This is a genomic window from Neorhizobium galegae (assembly GCF_017877055.1).
Lineage (GTDB): Bacteria > Pseudomonadota > Alphaproteobacteria > Rhizobiales > Rhizobiaceae > Neorhizobium > Neorhizobium galegae_D.
Genome location: NZ_JAGIPG010000002.1, coordinates 783180 through 802753, shown reverse-complemented (window position 1 = coordinate 802753; position 19574 = coordinate 783180). Strand labels below are relative to the sequence as shown.

Here is a 19574-nt window from a genome sequence, read left to right as displayed (position 1 = left end):
CCTTGGATTCTCACATGATTTCAATGACTTAGTTGAAGGGTCTTGAAATTCCCTCTGTTTTCCTGCCGCGAACGACCGTGGATGCCACCTTTGTGCCCTGGCTTTGGGCATCAGTCAACACGGGGCCAGAGCGGCAATAATTTCCGCTCTCGCGAAGAAGGTTACAGTGCCCGGGACGGCCGCTTCGCGCCAAAAGCGGTCATACACTCAAAGCGAACCATTGGCGGATCGCGGCCGAAAGTGAACAGTCTGTATCTCGGATCAGTGGCCGAGAAACAGACTTTGGGTTGAGCTCCAGAAGACGGTAGAACACTTGAGGAGAGGGTCGCCGGCCGATCTCAATCGACGCCGTAGATCACTTATCGAGCAGCTTGCGAAACATCTCGTGATCCAGCGATATCTATACATGATAAATATCTCCACTGCGATTTGATTGGACAAAAGTACAGCTCTCATAAGAGAGATATTATCATTTGCACCAATATTTAACACAATGTTATGCGCCGCATATATGATTGTACTGTTTCATAGGAGGAGATTTGTTTAAATACTTATGATTGACGCTATTCCTGGGTGGGTTATGATTCTATCATAACGATGACAAGAGTGACGTAATTGGCTTTTGGAGCAGTAGGTTTTCTTCCAGATTCTTTGATCATGTTGATCTCCAGTGACGCTCACGCGGCCGTGGAGGAAGTTAGTAGTTACGCAAGAACCATGCGGTGGGATCTTTCGGAGTCCGTAATCAGTTCCTTGAACGCTCACTTCAGAGCAATCTACACCGAGCTGTATAGGCCAGTTGTCGCAGATTTCTTGTCGACAGAAGTCAGTCGATCGTGGCTCAAGAAGCTGGGACGAGCTACGCGTCAGCCGCGCGTAGTACATGCCGAATCCATTCCAAAATTTCTCTCGGACATTATTGAGACAACTGCGCGACATGAGATTGCGTGCGTTAAAGAGTTTTTGGACAGACTAAGCGCGGACCATGCTCTACTGACAACCAGATTTTGCATGAGTGCTAGCCGGCGAATTACAGGCTTAAGGCCGGGCCTGTCAGATAGGCACAACCTAGGTCGATCGGTAATCTGCTTCACGGTCGCAGATGGTCACCCAATATTTTACAAACCTAGATCTTTATTCGGAGAAATTTTTGCCGAAGCGGTACGCGAGGAAGTTTGCAAATGGTTGGCAGACAATGACGCTATTCCATCCCAACGTTTAATCGATAGTAACACACACGGATGGTCCGTTGGAGTCGCGCAAAACAACGATAAAGTGGACTTTCTACAAGCTGGCAGAGTGCTGGCGCTTCATCATATACTGCAGACATGCGACCTTCACCATCAAAACGTGATTTTTTCCGACGGTGAGGTGCACGTCGTAGATCTCGAATGCGTAGTACATCCGACAGTGCTTCGCGAGACAAATATTTCGAAAGAACTCCTTCAGTGTTCTATTGTGAGAACGCCACTATCGAGTCAGTTGCTTCCGGTCTGGTATGAGGATGAGAAAGGCCTCTTAGTGGATCCAAGCCCATTGGGGCCGATTTTGAAGTCTATTCGAGATTTTCCGAACGGAATCTCTGCACTTGACGATGCCTTTGAAAATATTATGTTAGGTTACTCCGAAGTATATCGTGCCGCCACTCTCAACGCATCCTCCCTGAAGATATTCGTCAACAAACTGATGGACGAAAATCCTAGGGCAAAGGTGAGGCTCGTAGTCAGGCCGACTTCGGATTATCGTGCAATCCTACGAAGAGCATACAAGTTGCGCAACCTGCGTGATGATGCTGAATGGAATGATTCCATTCGCAGGCAGCTCTCGACTGAACACCCTGCACTGCAGACTGCAGAACGGTCAGCCCTCTCTCGCTTAGACTATCCAATTTTTAGCGTGGGTTTGAACGCTCAACATGCGGAGGCGCTCGACGGCGGAGTCGCGGCCTTAAGCACCTCGCCTCGCGAACAATTACTACGCTCGATCGATGGGCTTTCAATGTCAAACTTGGAAGCGCAGAAGGATTATATCAGGGCGTCGCGCTGGGCAATTGCTGCTGGCAGCCACTTGCACTCGAGTAAGTCCCGAAGCCTGGAGGATACACTACATCTGATTGCGGAGATTATCGAGCTTGCGGCTATCCGATACACCAAACAGCCAAAGTTCTGGTTGCATACTGGCAGGTTTAAGGTTGACGGAACGGGATCGATCCCACATGGCTTCAATTTTTACAACGGCTCATTAGGGGTGCACTTCTTCAGGCTTTTGCATGCGAAATTCATCTCTTCCGGATCCAAACATTCCGATGCGACAGAGACATTCAAATATTTCTGCTCATTGCTAAATAACGAGACGCTGATCGCAGAAGTGCAAGATATGTCCGGAGCAGGAATCTCAGGTCTTGGAGGCATGATATATGCGCTTTCAAAGGCAGCTCCAATAATAGACGACGCTGATTATAGTGCTAAGTTGTACTCGTTGCCCCTTGAGAGAATCAGGGTAAACCACGAATGCCATGACATAGTCGGAGGCAATTCCGGTATATTAATGGGTCTGCTGGCACATCATGCCACAACTTCAAACCCTAGTTGTTTGAGGGTCGCCAGGCAGGTGGCAGATCATATAATCGGGTCCTGTACAGTGCTCCCAACAGGAACTACCGGATGGATGGATCAATTCGGCCGGATTCTCACGGGCTTTGCACATGGTATCTCCGGTATCGCCTTCTCTGTAGCAAACTTTGCCGAGCGCTCAGGAATTGGTGAATACGCAAATGTACTTGACCCAATCGTGCGTTCAGAGAATTTACTTTACTCCAATTCTCGCAGAAATTGGCCGGATCTCAGGACGACTAACCCGAACTTCTCGCCATTTGGCTGGTGTCACGGAGCTCCCGGAATAGTCATGGCGCGCCTGCTCTGGCCAGAGTCGCAGCGGACGAAAGAGACTTATATAGAGTATGACTTAGCGAAAAGTCTTCTGATCGATAGAGAACGTAGTTCGCACTCGGATAGATTATGCTGCGGAAGATCTGGGCTGGTCCAAATACTTCTGCGCACATACTTTGCAACAGGTGACGAAGATTTTCGTTCGTTTGCTGGCGAATTGATTAACGAAATGGTGAACGAAGCTTACCGTACTGGCTGGTTCGAACTCGCCCGCACCGCCGACCACACGATAATGGACCCAGGGCTGTACCGGGGTATCTCCGGCGTCGGTCTCGCAATCATTTCTTATATTACAATGACTCAAGACAGCCTAATAATGGACGTGAGATGAAGCTACAGCTACAACTCAGCAATCATAGCCTAGTCGAGGCCCCGATCCCCGGAGAAAATGAGGCGCCTGCGCCTTCCATCGAACATTTCCCCCTGTTCTATTCGTCGGTCTCATGCGTCTGCACGTTGGAGCCTGGCGATTATGTTACGATACCAGATGGATGGTGGCATTGGGTATTTAGTTCCGACAGCTCACTTTCTGTTAATCTCCGCTCTCAAGCCAAAGCCGCAGATAAAGCATCGGCCATCTCGAGCATTTCGAAATTGTCGGAAGCTGAAACTTATGAATTGCGCGAACTTGCATTTAGAGTGTCAGAAAGAACTCCAATCGCTTTAGCGGCCGCCTCTGCGGTTGGTCTTTTTAAGCCTGTTACCGGCTTGCAATCAAATATACACAATCGGTGGAGAATACCCGCAAAAGATGTTTATGAATTAACAGGCTACCATGCCGAGAATCCCGATTATTCTTTGTTTGCATTGCAGCCGCTCGCCCCCTTAATGGGACGACAAATCATAGAAAGACTTCAGATCCGAGAGGCTTTTCTCGAAGGAAACATTTGGCGGACGTACGGTTTGTCCGACACGGGGCTCCATGTTGATAGTGACGACTCAACTGTCCTTCAGCTGATGGGAAAAAAGCGGATATTTATGTTTCCGCCGCGTATGGAACAGTATCTCTATCGAGCTAAACAAGATTTATTCTTTTGATTGGCACAATCTCAACAAGTGCCAATCCACTGCACATTGGTAATATGACATAAGGCACCTCGTGCTGCGGACTCTTGTTTTTGCTCCTCTGTCAATTCATCCTGATCCAGTGATGAAGGATCGTTTGGTATCACTAGATATATACTACCCGGCTTCTCGACGAGAACATTGAGTTCCACGTCAGGTGGTACCTCGATCCCAAATTCCTCTAGGAAGACTCCGCGCGGGTCAGACACAAGCCTATCCCTAAACATTGGGTCATTCCAAGCGCGCGCAATGATGGAGGCCTCATACTCCCTTCTCCCGGTAAGCTCTTCAGTAATATCCTCAACGTAGCGGTCTTGGTGCTCTAACATTTAATTCTCTCCTCAAGGTTCAACGTAGGACGGGTTGCGTTCTAATTTTCCAATATCGGTCTTCGCTTGTGCCGCTACATAATATCGCGCTATCTCCACCGGGCTTCCTGACATTGCGAACACTAGGAGGAATAAATCTAATGACGAGTCCGCAGCGACTTCTGCTCGATAAATTTGGTCCAGAGGCATGCAGCAGAAGATCCGAATGTAAACTCATTTCCCCTGGAGCAAGGCTCAGTTGCACACTGTCTCCGTAACACTCAGGCTTCCAAGCCGTCTGGTAAACCGATGAGGTTTTGCCAGCCTCGCCACTGATGTAAGGGAGTTGGCCATAGAGGTGGCTTCCGGGGATAACGGACATTGCACCGTTCTCGTTGTCCGTTGCATCGATAGCGATCCAGGCAGTTACCGCACGGGATGGTGTCAGTGGCCAGTAGGAAGCGTCTTGATGCCATGCCACAGGCGTGGCCTCATATGGCAGCTTGGTAAAGAAATGCGTTTGCCAAGCCAATATATTCTGCCCCACAATGTCCCGTACAGGCGCAAGATTAATTCTTGTTGAGACGAGGTTATGCAGAAATCCCGAGCGAGACTCCCAGTTATGATTTAGCATAAATCCTTTTGCGCGACGGGCGAGCCTTTTTTGCATCCAGGAGTAGAAATCCCTCACCTCGCCGACGGCGTCGGTGTCCAGACAAAACAGATTACTCAAGTACCCAAGCGTATTGTATTCCTTAATTTGGTGCTCTCCGAGATAGCTCGGTTCTCTCGAGACAGGGTCGAAAGATAAGGTTCTTGGGGTGTCGAGAAAGGCATCACTTCTCAGTTGTGGCTCGGACACGATAGTCACCTCGATGTAAGCATCACATCAATGGTTTTCGGCGATGTAGTCTTAACACTGATAAAATTAAAACCTTTGAAAAAGTCGGATTTTACTTCGTCTGTATTTAGGAATCCTTCTCCAGTCAGAGGCTTGAAGCCGCTTCTAAGTTTATCACCTGTGGTTGCAAATTTGATGGAATCGAAAGAAATTTTTTGTTCAGGATTTGAATCAACTAGGATTATGTCGCCCTTTATTATCCCATTTGCCGAGTATGGGTGCTCAGACCACTTGACGGCCTCGGTGGCGCGGAGTTGAAAAGAAAGTTTATTTGACTTTCCGTTAACCTTGGAAGTCACAGTAGAAATCCCGAATATATCTCGAGACATACTCCGTACTCCACTACCAATAACTGATATTTTTGATACATCGAAACTCAAAAGGAGATCTTTTGATTGCGCTGACCCACAAAGTGATATCAGCCAAGCAATGGTCAGGAATGCGATGCGCGTAGACATCAGATGCTCCATATTTTCTTGACAGATATTTTTTGCATGTTGAGATTTAGTTGTCCAGCCAAATAGCTATGTCGGATAAGGCGAAATTCGCAACGCTGAACAAGCGTAGTGTCGTTGTTTTCGTTTGATTTATACCGGTCATACGCAGATCGTACGTTGTCGGCCGACCGTGCTTGGATTGAATTGTTACCAGTAGAGGTATTTCTCTGCGGAAAATCATGGTGTGTTGAAACTCAAGTATTTTCAATTGCGGTCTGTAGCGCGACGTCCGCAAGTTCAAATGCTATGCTGATCCTTCCGCGACGTATCCGATGGTGGATCGGCATGCTGATGAGAGCCAATCGCTAAGAGGACAATTTTCCATCGAAAGAGTAATCTATCTAACATCATGCGGGAGGGCTCAAACGCCTTACATTAATTTGGGTTGTCTCGAGTGGTCCGCCAAGCAGTAGAGCGCGGTCTTGTTTCGTGCTTCGCATGGTCCGCGTTCGACCAAAAACAATATTGGGATGAATGATTGCTTTGAATGCACGAGCTCCCTCATCGTAGTCGGTCGCCAATGGCCGCTTTGGGCCGAAAGCGCACGACAGCAACATATGCTTCCATGTCAGCGTTACCTTTTTCTCCAACGCGATATCCGACAGTAAGATTTCGGTCCCCAATGCGGTTGTCGCTTGCGGGTCCCCAGCCAAATTTCTTGGGTCGCTTGAGGTTGACTGATGGCTTGAAGGATCGCAGCCGAGACCGCTCAACTTGTTGAGAAGACGTCGATTTTTCGAATTGGAAAGGGTCGCCGATTTAGAGAAAAAAGCGGCCTAAAATGGCCTGCCTGGGAGACCTGGATTCTAACATGATTTCAAAGGCTTAGTAAAAAGTCTTGAAATTCCCTCTGTTTTCCCATCGCGAGCGACCGTGGATGCCACCTTTGTGCCCTGGCTTTGGGTATCAGTCAACCGGGCGGGCTGGCGGAAATAAATTCCGGCTTCGGCCTTTGGCGGACATAGGGCGCGCAATTGCCGAAAATAGCCTCGCGCGCATTTGGCGCTGAACAATAGGTGGGGCGCGGCCTAAGGACCTCGCCTCACCGTATTAGTGTGATGTTGATTAGTGTGATGTTGCGCAGCCTATGCCGCCCATGTCGACCTTTCTCGCTTCCAGACAACTTACCTGCTGACTTCGCTGAAGCAGTTCCTTGACGCGTGCCGCCATGCCGCTTCGCACCACGCCGCGCAGGCATCGAGAACGCGCTCAAACATCTGGTCGTCGACCCCAGCCGCCCGCATCAGCGCCGTGGGCGCGTCAGCCTCTGCGAGCGGTGCGCGGAAGCGGCTGGTCGAAGGCATGCGGCCGGTCGTATTGGAGCACGCCGTCGCTCGCGTGTACTGTCCTGGAACGAAGGGCTCAGGGCAGATACGCAGACCGCAGATCGTCATCTCGACCTCGCCAGGGCGGATCAGGCAACTGACGCGCATATCCCACAAATGGTGGTCGGTGCCGACCGGGTACCCTGTGGATTGAGCGAACTCGAAGACGCGGATCGGCCACATGCTCTTCCCCGCCTCCGGCCCGTATTTTGCTTTGACTTTCTCGATCTGCAGATCAAGCGTCGCACGAATATCGGCTTCGTGGGTGCCGGGGCCGAAGAAATCGATCCCGGCGCCGCCAGACGTCGCATTCGGCTTGATGACTGCCGCCCGTTCCTCGCGAAGTATTGATTGGACGGCCGCCACCAGTTCGTCGGAGTTCATGCTGATCAGATGCCGGACTGGCGAGAAACCTGTCCCCTGGGCGAGTATCTGCTGCATGCCCTTGTCATGGATCAACGGAGCAAGGCGGCCGTCGTGGAAGATATTGCAATCGACCGCATAGTCTGCGCCGTCGCGCTCGATGATCCCCCTGCGTACGAGCTCGGCCGCCAGATTGACATTGCCAACACTGACCACCGGATAGTCGCGATAGTGGAGCCGCCCCGCCACGCTGGTGACATGGGAGGCAATACGTTCGACGGTGTCGACCGCCACGACGAATGGGTCCGTCGGATCAAGATCGGCGCTTCCCAACTGGCATTGCCGGTGTTGCAAGACCAGTTCATGCACCAGCATGGCGCGCGCCATGATCTCCCCGACAATGAGGGTATCGGCTGCGAAGCAAATCAGCACGGCGCCGCGGTCCGCGCCCTGGATCCGGCCGAGCGCGGCCTGCACCTGGTGCTCGGCGCGCCGACGGTCGCCTTGGGGATCGCCGAGGCTGGTGAGCCCGGCATTGGAGCCGTTGACCTCAATGATGCGTGGCCGGCCATCGATGTCCACCATGGCATCGATGCCGCAGAACGCATAGCCATCCGTGTCGATCTTCCGGCTGAAGCAAGCCGAAATGGCCGGTCGGCTGACTGTCGACATCGGAATGATCTGGCGACCGCCCGACTGGAGGGCGAGTTCAGTCAGGCGCATGCTGGCGAGTGGGTCATGAAAAGTCATGGTCGTTCTCCTTGATGTGGGTTAACTGCTGGGGATGGAAGCGGGCGAGCGCGATTTCGAGTTCGCCGGGTGTCGTTGCGATCAGGTCGGCGCCGGCTGCGATCAGGTCTTCGGCCTTGTCATAGCCGCCGGTGACGGCGATGGTCGGAATGTTCAACCGCTGGCATATCCGCAGGTCCGACAACGAGTCCGTGACATAGACCCGCATCCGGCTGGCCATGGCGGCCATGAGCTCGGCCTTACGACCGGTCTCGAAGCCAGTGATCGAATCGAAGAGCCGGGCATGCCGACCCAGCGCGGTCCTCACACCATCGGCGTAGGCGGCGGTGATGACGATGCGGGGAAGCGGCTGGCGGCCAATCACCGCCAGCGTAGCTTCAAACAGCGGAAGGCTTGCCGAGGCATGCAGCATTGCCAGCCTGTGCGTGCCGCGCAACGCGTCCGCGCGATGATGCCCGACAAGCTTGTCGAGTGCCTCCGCTCCGAACAGGCGATCGAAGTCGCCCTGTTCGGACAGTTCTTCAGGCGCCCCTAGCAAGGCGAGAATCTTGCTGGCCGCGCCGAAGGCGGAGCGACGGGAATCCGTCAGGACCCCGTCGGCGTCGAAACCAAGGAAGGCGCTCATTCCGATACCTCCACCGATGCTCCGACCGCCAGTGCGATGACCTCGAGATGGTTGGGCGCGAGCGCGACAAAACGCTTGACCGCGTCCGGATCCGACGGCCCGGTATCGTGTACCGGGATCACCCTGCCGCGGTGGCCGATCAGTTCGAGATATTCCAGCGCCTCGGCGGCGTTGAAAACGAAGCCGGCGCCGGACACCGGCAGGACCACGGTATCGAAGCGCTCCATCGACAGCACCCCGGGACGAGCGATGTCGCCGGCGAAGTAGAGGCTATGCCCGTCCGGGCTACGGATGATGAAGCCGAGGTTCTGGATCGGCGCCGAAAGATTCGGGCCATGATCGGCCTCCAGCGCGGTGATCGTATATCCGGCGATGGTGGCGGCCCGCCCCGGCTGCAGCTCCGTGGCGACCTGGCCTTCGCCGACGAGGGGCAGCACGTCACCGGGGGCTAGGGTCGGCGCCCCCAGTACACGCAGGTGTTCGGGGCAGAAATGGTCCGCATGCCTGTGACTGACGAGCGAGGCGTGCGGTTTTGGCATGCCTGCGACAGTCTCGGCCGGCGTCAACTTGCCGATATCGATCGCCAGCATCTTGTCCCGGCTCTGGATCGTGATGCCCGATTGCTCGTAACGCGTTATGGTTGTGTTCATGTTAAGTCTCCTTGGTTTTCAGTTGCTGGTTTTTCGTTCTGCCCGCGGGCTGGGTGGCTGCGGCCTCCGCGATGGGGCCGTGGAGATGTTCAGGGCTGAGCACGCCCTGAAGCAGGCCTTCGCGCTCGAGATCTTCCTCGCTGCAAAGGGTGGAGACCCGGAACCCGGCCGGACCTGTTTCGAGGCCGATGACGGCCATCGCCCCTTCCACCGTGCCGCCTTCGGCCTTGACCAGCAGCGCGGCCGAGATCAGAGAACTGTGTGTGCGGGTCAGGTTGTCGATCAGGACGACCCGGCGACCGGCGACCGAACCTTCGATCTGGCGCTGGAGGCCGGACTTGCGGGGGCCGTCGAGATGGACGGTGACGGCGGGCAGGCCGAGCTGCCATGCTAGAATACTGCCCCAGGCGATGCCTGCCTTCGCGACGCAGCCAACGGTGTCAGCGGATGTGAAGTCCCGGCGGAATTGTTTTGCGAGCCTCTCCACGATCAGTTCGCGCTGATCCGGATCGGCCATCGCCCCACGAATGTCGGCGACATAGGCCATGCCCGGCGCGCCATTGCGTCCGGGGAACCGGTCGCCCGGGACGCCCGGCACCTTGATTATGCCCCTTTCCACGAGGGCCTTGGCAAAGTCGCTCATTGCAGTACCTCCGACATCGGCGGTGCGACAAATGCGTCGACATCAGGCATGCCGATCCGCAGCCTTCCGTCCTTGCCTCGGCTAACGTCCGGGAGCCTGCAAATCTCGCGCCCCGACGCTGTCTGGTAGGTGATCCCCCGCCCGTCGATGCAGGCGGCGAGGTGGGGCAATGCTTCGGCGGCGACCGCCAGGGACGCGAGTCCGGTCATCGGCGCGGCGCCGTGCCGGCCCGTTGCGTTGAAGAAGGAAACGTGGTTCGGTGCCGCATCGTCGCCGAACACGGCGAGCTTCGTGTTCGCGTGGCCGGCGGAGAGCTGTCTCCGGCAGGTCTCGGCATCGATGCCGTCGGGCAGGCCGTCGAACACCAGCACATAGCGATTGAGACCCGACATATGCGCGCAGCGCCGGCGATTCCACTCGAACTCGGTCACGATAATGTCCGGGATCCGCCAGACCTGCGAGACCGAGTCGCCGGAGCGGTGAAACTCGGCGGTGATCCCGACATTCTCCGGCCCGACCAGTTCAAGCTGCCCGGAGGCTGAACCATGGGCGTGGATAGCCGCCGCCGTCGCATTTCCACAAAGAGCGCGGACAAGCCCTCCATCTGGGCCGGCCTGATATACACTCAGCCTCCTGCCCCTGAGTATTGCGACCTTGCCATGCGCGGTGGCATCGGGCCGCTGCTGCGCCATCCTGCCCAACAGTTTGGCTTGGCCCGTCGGAATTTCATCACTGGCGCGTACGGAGCGATGGATTAGCAACAAGCCGGTTGTGCGAAGCAGGCCATTGACCCGGGTTTCGAAGAAATGAAGGGTGGACGTAGGGCTGTTGCCAGCCCATATGGACAGTGGCTCGTCCCGCTGCCTATCCGGTGTGAAGTCTTTCTCGGTATTCATTTTCTGAACCTCCAGTTGTCTCGCTGCGGCATGTGCCGGGCGAGGAGGTCAGACTGCGCTCAACGAAGCGGGGGTATCAATTTGCGGTGATCTTGGCGCCGCTCCGCCAAGGTTCCCGCCAAGAATTCCGCCAAGGCCAGGGCTATTGCAAGACTGCGCGAAGCACCCATAGACTAACCAAAAACGTGTAGCGGGATTTGAGGCAACGAAGATGGATATGACGTTCTACAGGAACAGCAGTCTTACGCCCGGCAAGTCATGGGCGGCCCCGGATTGGCGTGAGTTATCGCTTTCGCTCACGTCGACTGCCCGGAGCGGCGCGCATGGATGACCACCCTCAAGCAGCGATCGAACACGAAGCCGAGGTGTTGCCCAGGCCGAATCCGGCCTTGGTGGAAAGGGTGGAGTACTTTTTCACAGAATCGCTCAATCTATCTCTGGTGACCGAACGCTTGGGCGTCGGTAGCGCGAGCAGGTCCAGCTTAAGCGCAGGTGTCCAGGTGTTGCGGGGAGATCTTGGCATCGACAATGGCGACTATTCGCGATGGCGATCTGGTACACAGCGCAAAGGAGATGCCCGCGTACATTTCAGGGTAACGAAGAAATTAATATGTCTGTTTGCTGAAGATATTCAGCCGCGCCAATCAGACGGCCACGGGAAGAGGCGTGAGCTTGCGTTTCAGGCCGACCTCATTAATCACTGGAATAGGGCGGACCCAAAATTAATTGCTGAAATCCTTGATCTCCTCAATACCCATGGCCAATATCTGCGCGAACAGGAGGAGCGGCAGGCGAAAGGCAAGCTTCGCGGACTCCCGCCTGCCGATCGAGCCGACCCTGGTGGTTTTAGGCCGCCGGAAAAGCAGTACGTCCAGCGGCTGACGCCGGAAACCATACCATCGGGACTGCGCACCATCTTCAAGCCTGAAGCCTTCGGCCGGCAAAAATACGTGGATGTCCTGGTTAATCTCTTCATGGATCCCGCAAACCGCAACGCTCTCCTGACACTTGATGGTCCGCCGTCTTCGGGCAAAAGCTCCGTCATCCGGGCCGGTGTCGATGAACTGGCGAAAAGATACAGAGGGCGCAATGATCAGCCGAGCCTCCTCTTTGTGGATCTGGCCTCGGCTGAATCGCCGCAACGTGCGCTTTATCTTGCTCTCGCTCTCGGCCGGAACAGCCCTGCAGCAACAACATCGAGGTCCGATGCGGTATCTTTCAGCGGCGGTAGCGGGTTGGAAGACTATGTGGATCGCGAGGCCTCTCAATTCGGCGATGCGATCGCCTTTCTGAAATCTGCGATACCGCCTGTCGATCTCCACTCCGGGCGACTGGTGGTGTTTCACGACTATCCGAATATCGAGGCAAACGAGACAACGGCGCGCCAGATCCAAGTGCTGATTGAGCAGACCTCGATCAGGGCGAGCCTTGTCGTGATCGAATCGCCAGCCGGGCAAATTTCCCCACGCGCCATGGCCCGTCGGTCTATCGTATTGCAGGCGCTGGCGAGAAATGAAGCCGTTGAATTTCTGAAAGGTCCCTGCAATGTGCCGGACGACCTCGCCGAACTGGCCATAGCTGCACTCGACGGACCACATGGATACCAGGAGTTATTTCATCCGGGTCCGTTGTATTTTGGGTCTGGGGAATTCCACCGCGACATCCTAAACGCCCAGGGCGAAGCTCCAGATCCCCAACAACTAGCTCTGTCGATTTTGGAGGCGGCGACCGACGTCGCCGAGCGCGTCGTGCTTTCTATTCTTGGCCATGATGAAGAAGCCAGTGAGTCTGCTATGCAAAGCCTGATGGCAATGGCGGTGGTCAAGATGCTGCCGATTTCGGACGAGGATTTGAGTAGATCCGGGCTTTCCCCGATACCGCGCGAAACTTTGTGCCTGAAGCGCTGGTTCTCTAAAGGAAAAGAGCCGATTTTGGTTGGTTTCGCGTTGCATGCAATGCGTGCGAAGGCTGCGCAACAAATGACCAGACCACGGCGCAGTGAAACGAAATCGCAGGACGTGCTCCTGGACGCCGTCAAGCGTATCCTTGCAGTCGTCCGTTCGGACGGGCGTGCGGATATCGACAGGGCTATCGAAGACGCTGTGGCATGGTTGGTCCGCACGGTACCGCCGGATAACCCGCTCTTGACCCATTTAAGCGCAATTCTTTATCAACTGGCAGTATACGACGATGTGCCGCCTTTGTCGGAGGAAAGAGAATTTCTGGCGGCTGCCGAGTTCCGAAAACGAGCGGTCGAGCATCTCGACCCCGATGACGCAATCAGCGGTTTGATTATTGCTGCGCGCGCCAAGGCAGATACCGTCGCGGTCAGGAAGAGGGTTTTCCTTGAGGCCCTGGACAGCCTCATGAAAGTTGTGCTTACCGGCGTAACGTTCAATTCGCGCCAGCTCATCGGCATCGATGGTGCGCTCGACCTCGCTACGTCGCAATATGATGTGCAGCAACAGGTGTTGACTGCGCGCCAGGACATATTGTCGGCCCTCGACAATGCCGGGCATGGTTCTGGACGTGTCGGGCAAGAGGATCGAATGGCACAGTTGCTCAAAGATGCCATGATTAGCTTCAAGCTCAACACCGCCGATCTCCTTATTTCGTTCGGCGATGTCGATGCGGCAGAAGCCATCGATGCGGAGCTAGGTCCCCTCCTTGACCTGTCGGCGAAGCAGGAGACGAACAGTTTCACCCATTGGAAAATGGCGCGGGTGGCCATTCTGCGGTCGCGTCTGGTTCGTGAACCTGCCGGGCAATGCCTCGAACTGGAAAAGGCGTGCTTGCATGCTCAAGATTGTCTGCGGGCAGCGCCGCAAGACATGCGTGCCTGGCGGTTCCTCTTGCGGACGACGAGACGTTACGTGAAGCTTGAAGCGAGCACCAAGCCCCGCCAACAGATTGTCGATTCAAGTATCGCTTTATTGTTGGAATTGTATGGCCAGCCCGAGAACTGGGCCGGCGAATTGCGCGGGCGGGTGGCGTCGCTCTTACGGTCCACGATGCGACTGGAGCGTAGCGCCGAAGCGCGTACTGGAATTGCGCGCAGGGCCATGAAAATCTTGGTGCCGATGGAAAGGGCAGCCAACGGCGATTTGGGTGCCCTGGAGCTCATCGAGAAAGCACGATTGCACGCCATACTTGGCGAAACCAGAGCTGCTCTCGCTATCTGCAGGGATCTGACGGAGAATAACCCTTCGGTCGACGCCTGGATGGTGCGGCTGTTGGTGGAAGACGGTGAGAACGGCGAAGTCGACGAGGTCTCTGCGACGGCAATGTTCGACATCGTCGAAAGCGCGCCGATCAGTATCTCTCTGCTCTCGACCATGCGGAATGCCGAAAAATGGGTGAAGGACCTGCCCGATGAAGAGAAGCAGTCACCCCGAGTGGCGCGATTGTGGTTATGGATAAAAACACGACGCTGGAAGGAGGAGGGCAGTATCGAGCGTGTTGTCCGCTCCGAAGTCGAACGAGAGGGTAAACAGTTCGACCGTATGCGCTTAAAAGACAAATTGGATATGCTGGAAAAAGAATACAACAACCGGGAAGGCGCGTTGAGAAAGGTCGAGCGTTATTGCAAAAGGTCCGTGGACCTGATCTATATTAGGGCGCGCAATTGTGGACAATTAGTTAGGTCACAAGCAGTCCATTCCGGTAAGGAGCCAGACATCGACCGGGTTGTTGATGTTTACAACCAAGGCCTGAAGAAAATTCCGGACTCGGAAGAGTTGGTATTTCACAAAGCAGAGTATCACCGTTACACTTGGAGGGTAGCGGAAGCAATTTCTGGTTTCCGCGAGGTGCTTGGTAAAGCAGAGCGTGCCGATTTGCGGCAGTCTGCGGCGATTTCATTAGCGAAGACACTACATGTTACTGCGATCGAGCTGGAAGGACTTGCCGACAGCGAGCGCCTTGACAGGTTGACTGAAGCAGACGCACTCGTGAAGTCACTTTCCGACACGCCGGAGAAAGTGCCTGAGATACTTTTGCTGAAGGAGCATTTGACTTTCGAACTTGGCGGGAGTGTTGATTGGATCGGTTTGGACGCTGTTTGTGACAAAGTGGCCGAAGAAGTTGACGCCTATCTGCCATCTATGCTTCGAAATCTTGAGACACTTAAGATGTCGGACGATAGAACGCCCAGGGGTGTTTCAGATGCACTTGCTGACAATTTCACTAGTCGCGAGGTATTGGGATCAGTAGCACAGTTATACTTTCGAAGAGGCGTTAAGGGCGATGGGAACGACGCCCATACATATTTCAAGCGCGCAGCGTCTTTGCATTGCGCTGTCGCTATGCTTGAGCGATCGTGGTTTGGCAGTGAACTCGCTGTTACGAGGTTCAACATCGCCCGTACAATATCTTTGTCTGCTGACCTTTTACATGATCCTAATCCGATAGAGCATCTCTGGATTGGGGGGGCAAAGAACCAGTTGCGCTTTGCTGGGGCGAGGCTTCATATGGCCGCCATGAATTCCGCTGGGGAGTTTAGGCGCATGGCAAGGAGGTGGCAGGGAATTGTTTCCCGCCAGGTTTTAGCGATGGAAGCCTAGCGTTTGATTTGTAAAACGGAACTTGCAGTGATCAAGTTTACACCCGGTAATCATTGCACCGTTTCAGGCAAAGGCAATAACAATCAGTTGTCCTCTGTCGCTCTGTTCAATTCGATTCCGAAAATGAAGGTGCTGTAGGCCGCGTCGCAGATTGTGCTCTGATGGTGGGTTTACTGTCAAAATCAATTGAGAACCGAGCTGTCCTCCGTTTATTATGTGACCACTGTTCAAGCGGAGCAGGGATGTCCACTTATCGATCGGAATGGAAGCTTCCGTTGCAGGAGACTGGGTCCCCAGCTAAATTGCGGAACAATCTTAGATTGGGATACTTTGCAATAATAGAGCGGATTGACCCGTCGAAAAAAGGTGGAAACAATTGCAAATTAAGAGTAATCTAGAAGGCGTCCATAGTACAAAAATTGAGCTTGCCTGGGTAACCTGGATTCTCACATTATTTCAACAGCTTAGCTGAAATATCCTTGAAATTCCCTCTGTTTCTCATCGCGAGCGACCATGGACGCCACCTTTGTGACCTGGCTTTGGGCATCGGTCAACTGGGCGGGCGAGCGGCAATAATCTCCCGCTTTCGTACCTTCCGTTTGACGGTGAAGCCGTCATTAGGCGCGCGGCAGCTTCGCGGCAATAGGAGACATTAGTAAGTTCGCACTGAATGGCTGACACGAGGCCGCTTGCACTCGGTCGATTTTGGCCAGATCTTACGGTAAACTGCTGTTCGGCAACGGCCTTCATCACCAATGCATCTTGAGCCAAGGTAAACAGGAATGCTCAGCGAGTTCGAATGTTCTACAGCACCGAAAGAGGGATCAATCGAGACGGAGCGTCATGCCGAAGGCAAGTATCGGCGATCGACCGCTTGCAACCAATCACGTGATCGCGTATTTAAAAGATGTTGGCAGAAGAATGTTGATCGCCGAAATGGCTTGATCGAATTCTTTATGGACATGATTTATGCCAAAGGTCGGATCGGGATGTCCACGGAATCCGTACGCAGCATGGATTGAGACCCATGCTGGCTAGCTCCTAGTCGATAACTTTCGACTAGTCACTGGTTTGGTTTGCGTCGTCCCAACTGCTTGGGGCGGCGCATTCCTCTGTTTGGAGCTAGATAACTTGACCAACAATGAAATTGACACCGCAGTGGGCGCCGTCCGAGCAGCCATCTCGCAATCGCAGAAGCCGACGCTCACGGGCGGACAGATCGCCTCAATTATACGATCGGCTGCCCCGAACCTGGACGTCAGAGCAGCCGTGGGAATTCCGAAAGGGTCCGGGGCGCTCACCGCATTCATCGAGCAATACTTGTCTGAGCAGCTAGAGCGCATCGGCAAGCAGGGCATGGACACACTTCATCATGTGAAAGGCCGCGAGATACAAACGCCCTCAACACTCGCGTCGCCGGATATATGGCGGACTTTTGTTAGCCCGAACTCCAAGCAGCACTTAGTGCTTAGCATCTCCACAGGACTGCTGCTGTCTAGAGAGACTGCGGCGTCCTCTGATGACGAGCTTGATATACCTAAAGCAACAACGGTGGAGCACGACACCATACGGGCCGAGTTCTCCAAGTCTTTGCCGAGCCAAGCGCTCGCGCGGCTGGAAGAACATCTATTGTCGGATGCCAAATTCGAAGCGTGGATAATGGCCTTACGCACCCATGCGCCAGAAGAAGTAAGAAGATGGGGGCATTTTCGTCGGCAGCGCCTATCGGAACTCCTTCAAGCTAGGGTGAACGAAGCTCAGATCACCACCGCCCTGCGCGGGAAGGTGTTGGCGCAGATACATGCTTCGGAGGCCGCAGCATACGAGACGCGTAAGGGCGGCGGAAAAGGAGCGGCGGAACATGAACCGGCGGCAATCGCAATCGTGAACGACCCGACCAATGAGGTCCTCGGACGTGCCAGATGGTTCGCTCATGCCGCAATTGATCGTCTGTCCTACGACGAACTGAGAGCGCTCAAGATTCCACTTGGCGCATTGCTGGACGTAGTACACCGCGGGACCTGAACCATCTATGGCGTCCACCGGTGTTCTCTTCATCGTCGTCACGGCGAGCCAATTATCGAAGGTCGAGACCTCAATTCGGGAACTGCTCATTCCGAGCGCGCGCCAACGCGTGAAAATACTTAGCGACGCCGCCGCGAAGAAGTACACGACCGATATTGGGATCTCCGTCGCGCGGGAGATGACCGCTATCATGGCGGCCTATTCTCCCAGTCCTAAAAACAGGCTACTGATCGAGCGAGACGTTGATGCCAGTATCGTTGAGCTTACAAACTGGTGGGAAGCGGAAGACTTTGGCGATCCAGATATTCGAAAGTTGCCACCAAAGGCATTGGCCCGCGAGATAAAGCAGCATTTCGAGGCAACATGCGTCGACTGGCGAACTCATGCCCGGACGGAGGTCAGAAAGTTCGACGGGCCGCCAGTCAATCTCGAGGCGTGGCTGCAACAGTTTTCAGCGCTCGGATACCCGAGGGTCGGGCAAAAGATCGCTGCCCAGTTACGGGTCGTGCGCACCGCGGATCTGCCCCATTACGCGTTCGCTCAAAAGCCAGCAGACACATTAGGCATCGAACGGGCAAACTGCTATGTGCAAGATGACGACGAGGGCGGCAGTTGGAGTGAAATCAAGTCATTGCTTGTGCACGGGTTTGAGAAATCCACAGTAATGGCCATTCGCTGGAACAAAGAGACCGCGACCATGGATTTCCCGGATGTCGCTGTGGACGAGTTTGTAATATACGAGGACGGACTATGGAGCGGAAGCGAGGCGGTGCGCCGACTAAAAGCTATAGTGGCGAACCCACCAGCCGCGACCGTCGTCTTCCGCTTTGGCATCGTAAGCGATTTCGGACTGCGGGTCGTACGCCAAGCCATACGATCGCTGGGTCTTAGCGGAAAGGTTCGCGTCGACGCCACCACTTCCGAAACCATTGGGTTCTTGGAAACTGATTTGGCCGAGAATCTGAAAATCGGTGCCAGCATCACACCTGATGACTACTTTCGCGCGCTGCACGATCATGTGAGGCCCTTGGCGTTCGGAATAGCGGACGATTGGACAAACGAGGAGATGTCGTTCTGCGAGAGGATCGGTAATCAACTCGCCATAAATTGGCTGACGGGCAAGGCTCCCCCAGAGGCCCTCGTTGAGAAAGCTTCTCTGTTCGCACTAGGCGCCGGTCGGTTTGCGTCGACAGTCATCTTCTCAAGGAGCGTCCCGAAGGTATGTTTGCCTTTGCTATGGCTTGACGGCAACGTCGCACATGACAAAGGCTCGGTCCAATGGCGCCCGCTCTTTATTGACGCAAGACGGGTGTCGGATGCGTCGCTCCTCTACCTGCCCTAAACTTCACGATAGGCTACAACCGGATCAAACATTAGGTAGTGTCGGTTACAACAAACACTCAGACCCGAGAGGTTGTGCGACCGAGCGCTTGTTTCTCGCCGAGAGCAAACACAGGCGTCCTAACTGTGTAGAGCACCAATATTTCAAAGCAGAAGTGGCGCCGATCTAGCTAACGAAGTGCGTTACGGCCTATTGCTGGACTCGAAGAAAGCCCAGTTATTGGTTTCCACGCAACCGGCTCGGTTCCGCGTGGAAACAAACAGACGGACGCCGCGGTGATTGCCCCTCAAGTCAGGGCGGCGATATCGATGTTGGCATGGACGGGCGTTGTGATCGCCGCCGACTTCTTGCTTACACATGATTTGCGGTCCGCTTTGGGCCGAATGCAGCCTTCCGCCTCGCGCTAAGAGGAGACATTAGCTACGGTGACAGAACGTATTGTAGCGGGTTGCTTGCGGGTCCCCAGGCAAGCGATTTTGGGACCTATTTCCCTGTTTAGTAGCTGCCATTCCCCACTGAAAAAAATGACGCCTTTACAGCTACTTGGTGCAATTTCGAGTCAGAAACTATGTGACGTTCTCCAGATCCCGAGAACGTCCAGAGATCAGTAAAAGACGGCTGGGGACCGTATTCGGCTGCCTCAAAAAGGGCCGCTTGGAGTCGACATCAGGCTG

The 19574-nt window shown here is 54.6% G+C and carries 13 protein-coding genes; 5 read left to right on the top strand and 8 right to left on the bottom strand.

Annotated elements, in window-relative coordinates; translation table 11 throughout:
- Window positions 1-657: 657 nt before the first annotated feature.
- Window positions 658-3279, top strand: coding sequence for a DUF4135 domain-containing protein (locus J2857_RS14165; protein ID WP_348635688.1), 2622 nt, complete (start codon window positions 658-660; stop codon window positions 3277-3279).
- Entirely contained in the window at window positions 3276-3986 is a 711-nt protein-coding gene (locus tag J2857_RS14160) for a cupin-like domain-containing protein (protein WP_210010773.1), read from the top strand. Before J2857_RS14165 ends, J2857_RS14160 begins: the two co-directional genes overlap by 4 nt.
- A gap of 11 nt (window positions 3987-3997) precedes the next feature.
- On the opposite strand, the gene J2857_RS14155 is transcribed toward J2857_RS14160, so the two are convergent.
- The 8 genes from J2857_RS14155 to J2857_RS14120 all read right to left on the bottom strand — a co-directional run bounded on the left by J2857_RS14155 (window position 3998) and on the right by J2857_RS14120 (window position 10971).
- On the bottom strand, window positions 3998-4342 hold the full coding sequence (locus tag J2857_RS14155) for an NHLP leader peptide family RiPP precursor (protein WP_210010772.1): 345 nt from the start codon (window positions 4340-4342) through the stop codon (window positions 3998-4000).
- Window positions 4343-4361: 19 nt separating this feature from the next.
- Window positions 4362-4955 carry a phytanoyl-CoA dioxygenase family protein gene (locus J2857_RS31490; RefSeq protein WP_432420166.1) on the bottom strand — a complete coding sequence of 198 codons (594 nt, stop codon included), beginning with the start codon at window positions 4953-4955 and terminating at the stop codon, window positions 4362-4364.
- Window positions 4956-5188: 233 nt separating this feature from the next.
- Complete coding sequence (locus J2857_RS14145) at window positions 5189-5680, bottom strand: hypothetical protein (RefSeq protein WP_210010770.1); 492 nt, start codon at window positions 5678-5680, stop codon at window positions 5189-5191.
- 1163 nt (window positions 5681-6843) lie between these two features.
- Window positions 6844-8130, bottom strand: a complete 1287-nt coding sequence (locus tag J2857_RS14140; protein ID WP_210010769.1) for a hypothetical protein — start codon at window positions 8128-8130, stop codon at window positions 6844-6846.
- 13 nt (window positions 8131-8143) lie between these two features.
- Window positions 8144-8782 carry an HAD family hydrolase gene (locus tag J2857_RS14135; protein WP_210010768.1) on the bottom strand — a complete coding sequence of 213 codons (639 nt, stop codon included), beginning with the start codon at window positions 8780-8782 and terminating at the stop codon, window positions 8144-8146.
- Window positions 8779-9432: an MBL fold metallo-hydrolase gene (locus J2857_RS14130; RefSeq protein WP_210010767.1), complete on the bottom strand. Its 654-nt coding sequence runs from the start codon at window positions 9430-9432 to the stop codon at window positions 8779-8781. The genes J2857_RS14135 and J2857_RS14130 overlap by 4 nt, the downstream gene beginning before the upstream one ends.
- Before the next feature lies 1 nt (window position 9433).
- Window positions 9434-10075, bottom strand: coding sequence for an orotate phosphoribosyltransferase (locus J2857_RS14125; RefSeq protein WP_210010766.1), 642 nt, complete (start codon window positions 10073-10075; stop codon window positions 9434-9436).
- Window positions 10072-10971: a hypothetical protein gene (locus tag J2857_RS14120; protein WP_210010765.1), complete on the bottom strand. Its 900-nt coding sequence runs from the start codon at window positions 10969-10971 to the stop codon at window positions 10072-10074. Before J2857_RS14120 ends, J2857_RS14125 begins: the two co-directional genes overlap by 4 nt.
- 323 nt (window positions 10972-11294) lie before the next feature.
- On the opposite strand from J2857_RS14120, the gene J2857_RS14115 reads away from it, so the two are divergent.
- From J2857_RS14115 to J2857_RS14105, 3 genes are all read left to right on the top strand, one after another.
- Complete coding sequence (locus J2857_RS14115; protein WP_210010764.1) at window positions 11295-15533, top strand: hypothetical protein; 4239 nt, start codon at window positions 11295-11297, stop codon at window positions 15531-15533.
- A gap of 1131 nt (window positions 15534-16664) precedes the next feature.
- Window positions 16665-17558 (top strand): hypothetical protein, encoded by an 894-nt coding sequence (locus tag J2857_RS14110; protein WP_210010763.1) that lies wholly within the window; start codon window positions 16665-16667, stop codon window positions 17556-17558.
- A 7-nt stretch (window positions 17559-17565) separates the two neighbouring features.
- Window positions 17566-18900, top strand: coding sequence for a phosphoribosyltransferase-like protein (locus J2857_RS14105; RefSeq protein WP_210010762.1), 1335 nt, complete (start codon window positions 17566-17568; stop codon window positions 18898-18900).
- Window positions 18901-19574: the final 674 nt, after the last annotated feature.